A 6,000-nucleotide genomic window follows, 5' to 3' on the forward strand; every position below is an offset into this window, starting at 1 on the left:
ATGGGATTCATAGGAGGAGATGACCAATGTGGCAAGGCTGGCCCCTTGAGCGGGTGCTGCTCTTGTTTGTGGGACTTGCGTTTGCGATCCTGTCTGTTCAGGTGACGCTGTTTCACGCCCGGCAAAACTTTCGCCGCTGGGCGATGTGGGTGCCGGTGGTGGAAGGGCCGCTGTTTGCCGTGACCGCCATCGTCCTGGCTTTTTACAATGCGGGGTGGCTGCGCGTGCTGTTTGCCCTGTTCATGTGGATCGGCATGGCTGGCGGCCTGTACGGGGCCTATCTGCATACCGCGGGCGTGGGACAGCGCGTGGGCGGGTATTCCCAGAGCCAAAACTTCCTGGTCGGCCCGCCCATTATGCTGCCGTTGATGATGACGGCGATTTCGGCCTTGGGGCTGCTGGCCCTGTACTGGGGGTGAGGCGGCATGGCGAAAACGAGCCGTTACCCATCGTATGACGTGTGGGAGGAACACGCCGCCTGGGACCCTCACACCCGGAACATTGTCGGCAAGCGGCGCACCCCTCAAGTGGCGTACCGCTTTTTTACGAAAAAGGAAGCGATGCTGCTGCAGTCCATCGTCAGCGTGCTGGTGGATGACCACCGGCTGGAGGTGCTGACGTACGTGATCCAGCATCTGGACGATTCGGCCGCCAGTCCGATCGGGGAAGCGCAGCGGAAGGTGGGGGTGCCGCCCAAGCAGCAGTTGTACCTCCTGGGACTGGCCGGGATCAACGAGGCCAGCCGCGAGAAGTACGGCGCGGAATTTCCCGGCTTGAAGCGGGAAGAGCAGCAGGCCGTCCTGGAAGCGGTGGCGGCCGGGCAGGTTCCCGCCACCACCGCCTGGGCGCAGCTGAACCCCGTCGACTTTTTCACCAAGCTGCTCCGCGACACGGTGGAAGCGTACTACTCCCACCCCCTGGTCTGGTCGGACATCGGCTACGGCGGACCAGCGTATCCGCGCGGCTACGTGCGCGTGGAAAAAGGACTGGTGGACCCCTGGGAGGCGAAAGCGGATGGAGAATAAGGACCGGGTAACGCATCACAGCGACCATTATGAAGGGCACCGCTCCAAGCGGCTGGATCAGCGCCGGTACGCGGACGGGGCGGATGTCTGCATCGTCGGGGCGGGGGCGGCGGGCGGCGTGCTGGCATACGAATTGGCCAAGGCCGGGCTGCGCGTCGTCGTGATCGAAGCGGGCCCCTTCTGGAATCCGCAGACCGATTTTGCCAGTGACGAGCTGGCGATGAAAAACCTCGGCTGGCAGGAGACCCGCCTGGTCGACGGGAACAATCCGCTGCGGCTGGGGCACAACAACTCGGGAAGGGGTGTAGGGGGCGGCACCGTCCATTTTACCGGGGTCTTCCTGCGGTTTCACGAGAGCGACTTCATGACCAAGACGGTGGACGGCGTCGGCGAAGACTGGCCGCTCCGCTACCAGGACCTGGCTCCCTATTACGACAAGATCGAGCGGGAAATCGCCGTGTCCGGTCCCGATCACTTTCCCTGGGGGCCGTTCAACGGGCCGTATCCGTTTCCGGTGCGGGAGCCGATCAGCGCCAACGCGCAGTTGTTCCGGGAAGCGTGCGCAAAGCTGGGCTTCGACAGCGTCGTCGCGCCGCTGGCCATTTTGTCCGCGCCGTTTGACGGCCGGCCTCCCTGCATCAACCGCGGTTTCTGCAACCAGGGATGCCTGCCCAACGCCAAGTACAGCGGATTGATTCACCACATCCCGAAAGCGATCCAGGCGGGGGCGGAAGTGCTGTCCGACTGCATGGTGACGCAGATTCTCACGGATGGGACGCGCGTCACCGGCGTTCTCTTTCAACACGGCAGCGACACGTACAAGCAGACAGCCCGGGTCGTGATTCTCGCCGGCTATGTCGTGGAGACGCCGCGCCTGCTGCTGCATTCGGCCACGCCCCATTTTCCGGACGGGCTGGCCAATTCCAGCGGGTGGGTGGGCAAGGCGATCATGCCCCACTCCAGCCAGGACGTGTACGGACTATTGCCTGACGAAGTGCGCCTGTACAAAGGGACGCCGGTTCTGGCGTTGACCCAGCATTTTTACGAGACGGACCGGGAGCGGGGATTTGCCCGGGGGTACACGCTGAGCGCCCACGGAGCGAGGCCGGTGGCCATGGCCGGGGCGATTGCAGCGGAACGGTTGGACGGGTCCTTTTTGTGGGGGAAAGCCCTGCGGGAGACGATGCTGGATTACAACTACTACGCCCGGGTCACGCTCGTCGGGGAGGTGCTTCCCCATCCCGACAACGCCGTCACCTTGAGCGACGAAAAAGACGAGTACGGTCTGCCGGTCCCGAAAGTGACCTTTTCCTACGGGGAAAACGACAAAAAGCTGATCGCCCACGCCGTCGAGCAGATGAAGCGGCTGATTGAAGCGATGGGCGGCACACCGGAGCACGTCGTCGACGACACGGCCCACCTGATGGGCGGCTGCCGGATGGGCAGGGACCCGTCGACGTCCGTGGTCAACGAATTCGGGCAAACCCACGACATTCCCAATTTGTTCATCGCGGGCGCTTCCACGTTTGTCACATCGGGCGGCGGCAATCCGACCAACACGGTGATGGCGCTGGCCGCCCGGACGGCGGACCGCCTGGTGGAAGCGATGCAGACGAGGGACGTCTGACAGGCGTTCACGGATCTTTCGACATCATATCTTCCCTGCCTTATGTGTGTATAGTATACTGATAAACAGATATGCAAGGCAAAGGTGGGGTATTATGGATGTTGATTTGACGCAGGTGTTGTATTTGTCAGAGATCTACAAGCTTCTCGGCGACAAAACACGCTTGACGATCATGGCTCTCCTGCAGGTACAGTCTTTCTGTGTACGCGATCTCGTGGAGATTTTGCAAACATCCCAACCATCCGTTTCCCAGCACTTGGCCAAATTGAAAACACACGGGTTGGTGAAGGAGAAGCGCAGGGGTCCCTGGGTGTTTTACTCCCTGAACACGGAGTGCTCACCTGCCGTACAGCAGATTCTTTCGCACTTGCCGGACATGTCGCCTCTCATCAAAGAAAAAAAACAAGCGGGTGCTCATTCGCTCGCATAACAAACAACTGTGCGCCAAAGTCCTTTGGCGAAGCCGCTTCTTCACAGGAAGCGGCTTTAAAATGTTTACCCGTCATATTTCCCACAGGCGGGAACAAAAAAGCGTTGGATCAAGAGAGATCCAACGCTTTTTTCAATTGCTCCTTGTCAAAGCCGTGAACGACTATCCGCTCGCCGTCTTCCTTCACGATCAGGGTAACGGGCGTCATGCTCGCTCCCAGTTCGATCGCTTCCTGGAAATAGGCGTCATTTTTGCGGATGTCGCGGTCCTCAAACGGGATGTTTTGCTGCGTCAGCCACATTTTTTCCTCCTGGCAGGGGCCGCAGGTGGGCTGGGTGTAGACAATGACGGTACGAGCCATGTGGGTTGCTCCTTTCGTACTCGAATGAAAGGGAATACTTCGCGGCGGGGCAGGGAAACTCCTGCCGCCGTTGGCACTTAGGATGCCCGAAAACGGCGGCGAACCGACACCGCGACGCGAGCCGTTCCCGTGCGGGCTTGCCGTGTGGAAGGAAAAAACAGGCGGGAATAGGCCGCCTGCTTGCGGCGCACATTATATTCAGTGATACGGAGGAGGTGAATGGACGATGCCGAAACAAACCAAACAAGCAGGTGCGAACCAAGCGCAACAGCAAGCTGCGCAAACCACCGCAACCGAATTTGCGAGCGAAACCAACGTATCGGAAGTGCGCCGCCAAAACCAGCAATCCGCTGCGAAATCCGCTCAGCAAACGCAACAACCTACCGAATAACAGGACCATTCACCCCCGCTTTTTTGCGGGGGTTCAGTGTGTAGACAAAGTGACTGCTGGGGGGAGAAGCACGTTTCCGTCATCCGCTCCGTGCTCGCCCAGCAAGGGAGCACAGACTGCACGCTCCGCACCGATTTGCGGGGGATCGCCAAAGCCGTATCGCTTTGCAGCCCATTCAGAGGTGGCGCTCCTTTTTCCCGCAAATCGCTGCTCCGCTCGGTAGGGCTCACAAGTCGCTCTGCCTGGAAACATGCTTCTCCTCCGATACAATTGGTTTGTCCTCAGTTTACACCCCCGCTTTTTTGCGGGGGTTGTTTTTGGTTTGCGGCAGCCCTTGCCAATAATAGAATGGGGTGATATCGTCACTGCATAACCAAAGAATGGGGAGCGGGATTGTTCATGATTGTGGGAATCGGCACGGACATTGTGGAAATCGGGCGCGTGCAGGCGCTGATCGAGCGGCGGCCGGAAGCGCTCGACCGACTTTTTACGGACGCGGAAAAAGCGCTGCTGGACGGCAAGGCGAAGGCAAGGCGGGCGGAATACCTGGCCGGCCGGTTCGCCGCCAAGGAGGCGGCGGCAAAGGCGCTGGGCACCGGGATTGGCGGCCAGGTAGGCTTTCACGATGTGGAGGTCTTCTCTTCGGACACAGGCAAGCCGGAAATGCGCATCAGCAGGGGTGCGCTGGAGCGGGTCGGACTCAACCCGGAGCGGGTGCGGGTTCACCTCAGCATTTCCCACAGCCGGGATTATGCCGTGGCGCAGGTTGTGGTGGAAGAACTGTAACTTGTCTGCATATCGGGACGAGGATGGACATAGATTTATATCGCGTAGATCAGGAGGGACTACCTGCTCTAACAGAAAGGGTAAGTCTTCAGCCGATCAAGGCGATGTCGCGTCCCGATAACCGAACGGACTTTTGACACGATGTGCGCGGAAGAGGCGAAAGACTGACAGATTTCCCAGGAAATAGACAGGAGTGCCCTTCTTTGTCGAAATTAGCAGACAAGGAGGAGTTCTTTGAATGAAACGGGCAGCTTTACCACTGGTTTTCTTGTTGGTCTTTTCCCTGCTGCTCGGCGGCTGCTTCGGTCAAAAGACACCGGATGATGTGGTGGATGACCTGAGCAGCACGCTGGACAAGATGGCCGGCTACAAGTCTCAGGCCGTACTGACCATGCAGACCGGCTCCACGGCGATGGAGTACGATGTGGCGGTGTGGTACGAGAAACCGACCAACTACCGTGTCGCGCTCACATCCAAGCAGCGAGGCATTACGCAGATCATCCTGCGCAACAATGAAGGGGTGTTCGTCCTGACGCCGCATCTCAACAAGAGCTTCCGCTTCCAAAGCGGCTGGCCGGAAAACAACGGTCCGCTCTATCTCTACGAGACGCTGGTCCGCAGCATCATCGACGACACGGAACGCAAGATGGACATGGACGACAGGCAGTACGTGTTTGAAGTCAAGGCCAATTACAACGGCAATCGCTCTCTGACCAGGCAGAAGATCTGGCTGACGGAGGAACTGAAGCCGACGCGAGCGGAAATCATGGATTCCAATATGAATACGCTGGTCACGATCAACTTCACCGACTTTGTGTTCAACCCGCAGTTTGACAAGGATGCGTTTGACAAAGACCGCAACATGAACACCAGTTCACTGCCGGTGGTGCCGACGCTGTCGCAGGAAAACGACACAAGCAAACCGCCATCCAGCCAGTTCGGTGTCATTGTGCCCACCTACACCCCTGACGGCGTGAAGCAGGGCGACATCGAGCCGGTAACCCGGGACGGTGAGCGGACGGTCGTACTGGAGTACAAAGGTTTGTACAACTACAAGCTGATTGAAGCGCGCCCCACGGCGACCTCGGTGTCCTCGGAGCAGGGGCTGCCGGTCGATCTGGGCTTCACCGTCGGGGTGCTGATCCAAAATGCTGACAATCAGCGCTACCTGAGCTGGGAACTGGACGGCGTGGAGTTTACGCTGACCGGCGACCTGCCGGAAGAGGAAATGGTCAAGGTGGCCCAATCCACGTACGGCGTGAGCGGAAAATAATCAAAATCAATCGGGACGGCATTGGCCGTCCTCAGACTGAAGACAAACCAATTGTATCGAAGGAGAAGCATGTTTCCAGGCAGAGCGACTTGTGAAGCCCTACCGAG

At 59.1% G+C, this 6,000-nt stretch carries 8 protein-coding genes; 7 read left to right on the top strand and 1 reads right to left on the bottom strand.

Annotated features, from left to right (window positions below; genetic code table 11):
- Positions 1 to 26 precede the first annotated feature (26 nt).
- The 4 genes from FOI68_RS19390 to FOI68_RS19405 all read left to right on the top strand — a co-directional run bounded on the left by FOI68_RS19390 (position 27) and on the right by FOI68_RS19405 (position 3,082).
- A complete protein-coding gene (locus FOI68_RS19390; protein WP_029100992.1) occupies positions 27 to 419 on the top strand; it encodes a hypothetical protein in 393 nt (130 codons plus the stop codon).
- A gap of 6 nt (positions 420 to 425) precedes the next feature.
- Complete coding sequence (locus tag FOI68_RS19395) at positions 426 to 1,025, top strand: gluconate 2-dehydrogenase subunit 3 family protein (protein WP_143864066.1); 600 nt, start codon at positions 426 to 428, stop codon at positions 1,023 to 1,025.
- Positions 1,015 to 2,652: a GMC family oxidoreductase gene (locus tag FOI68_RS19400; protein WP_029100994.1), complete on the top strand. Its 1,638-nt coding sequence runs from the start codon at positions 1,015 to 1,017 to the stop codon at positions 2,650 to 2,652. The genes FOI68_RS19395 and FOI68_RS19400 overlap by 11 nt, the downstream gene beginning before the upstream one ends.
- Before the next feature lie 94 nt (positions 2,653 to 2,746).
- Complete coding sequence (locus FOI68_RS19405; protein ID WP_029100995.1) at positions 2,747 to 3,082, top strand: ArsR/SmtB family transcription factor; 336 nt, start codon at positions 2,747 to 2,749, stop codon at positions 3,080 to 3,082.
- Positions 3,083 to 3,191: 109 nt separating this feature from the next.
- Here the strand turns inward: FOI68_RS19405 and FOI68_RS19410 are convergent, their stop codons facing one another.
- Positions 3,192 to 3,443 (bottom strand): glutaredoxin family protein, encoded by a 252-nt coding sequence (locus FOI68_RS19410; RefSeq protein WP_029100996.1) that lies wholly within the window; start codon positions 3,441 to 3,443, stop codon positions 3,192 to 3,194.
- Between the two features lie 226 nt (positions 3,444 to 3,669).
- Here FOI68_RS19410 and FOI68_RS19415 point away from each other — a divergent pair, with 226 nt between their 5' ends.
- The 3 genes from FOI68_RS19415 (at position 3,670) to FOI68_RS19425 (ending at position 5,893) form a co-directional block, all read left to right on the top strand.
- Positions 3,670 to 3,834 carry a gamma-type small acid-soluble spore protein gene (locus FOI68_RS19415; protein WP_029100997.1) on the top strand — a complete coding sequence of 55 codons (165 nt, stop codon included), beginning with the start codon at positions 3,670 to 3,672 and terminating at the stop codon, positions 3,832 to 3,834.
- Positions 3,835 to 4,233: 399 nt separating this feature from the next.
- Positions 4,234 to 4,620 (top strand): holo-ACP synthase, encoded by a 387-nt coding sequence (gene acpS, locus FOI68_RS19420; RefSeq protein WP_029100998.1) that lies wholly within the window; start codon positions 4,234 to 4,236, stop codon positions 4,618 to 4,620.
- A 238-nt stretch (positions 4,621 to 4,858) separates the two neighbouring features.
- Positions 4,859 to 5,893: a DUF4367 domain-containing protein gene (locus tag FOI68_RS19425; RefSeq protein WP_029100999.1), complete on the top strand. Its 1,035-nt coding sequence runs from the start codon at positions 4,859 to 4,861 to the stop codon at positions 5,891 to 5,893.
- The last annotated feature ends 107 nt before the right edge of the window (positions 5,894 to 6,000 follow it).

This window comes from Brevibacillus sp. LEMMJ03 (genome assembly GCF_007197875.1).
Classification (GTDB): Bacteria; Bacillota; Bacilli; order Brevibacillales; family Brevibacillaceae; genus Brevibacillus; species Brevibacillus thermoruber.

Excerpts from the sequence above, each read along its gene's own strand:
- FOI68_RS19390 (WP_029100992.1), top strand. The coding sequence starts at position 27 with ATGTGGCAAGGCTGGCCCCTTGAGCGGGTGCTGCTCTTGTTTGTGGGA.
- FOI68_RS19395 (WP_143864066.1), top strand. The coding sequence starts at position 426 with ATGGCGAAAACGAGCCGTTACCCATCGTATGACGTGTGGGAGGAACAC.
- FOI68_RS19400 (WP_029100994.1), top strand. The coding sequence starts at position 1,015 with ATGGAGAATAAGGACCGGGTAACGCATCACAGCGACCATTATGAAGGG.
- FOI68_RS19405 (WP_029100995.1), top strand. The coding sequence starts at position 2,747 with ATGGATGTTGATTTGACGCAGGTGTTGTATTTGTCAGAGATCTACAAG.
- FOI68_RS19410 (WP_029100996.1), bottom strand. The coding sequence starts at position 3,443 with ATGGCTCGTACCGTCATTGTCTACACCCAGCCCACCTGCGGCCCCTGC.
- FOI68_RS19415 (WP_029100997.1), top strand. The coding sequence starts at position 3,670 with ATGCCGAAACAAACCAAACAAGCAGGTGCGAACCAAGCGCAACAGCAA.
- acpS (WP_029100998.1), top strand. The coding sequence starts at position 4,234 with ATGATTGTGGGAATCGGCACGGACATTGTGGAAATCGGGCGCGTGCAG.
- FOI68_RS19425 (WP_029100999.1), top strand. The coding sequence starts at position 4,859 with ATGAAACGGGCAGCTTTACCACTGGTTTTCTTGTTGGTCTTTTCCCTG.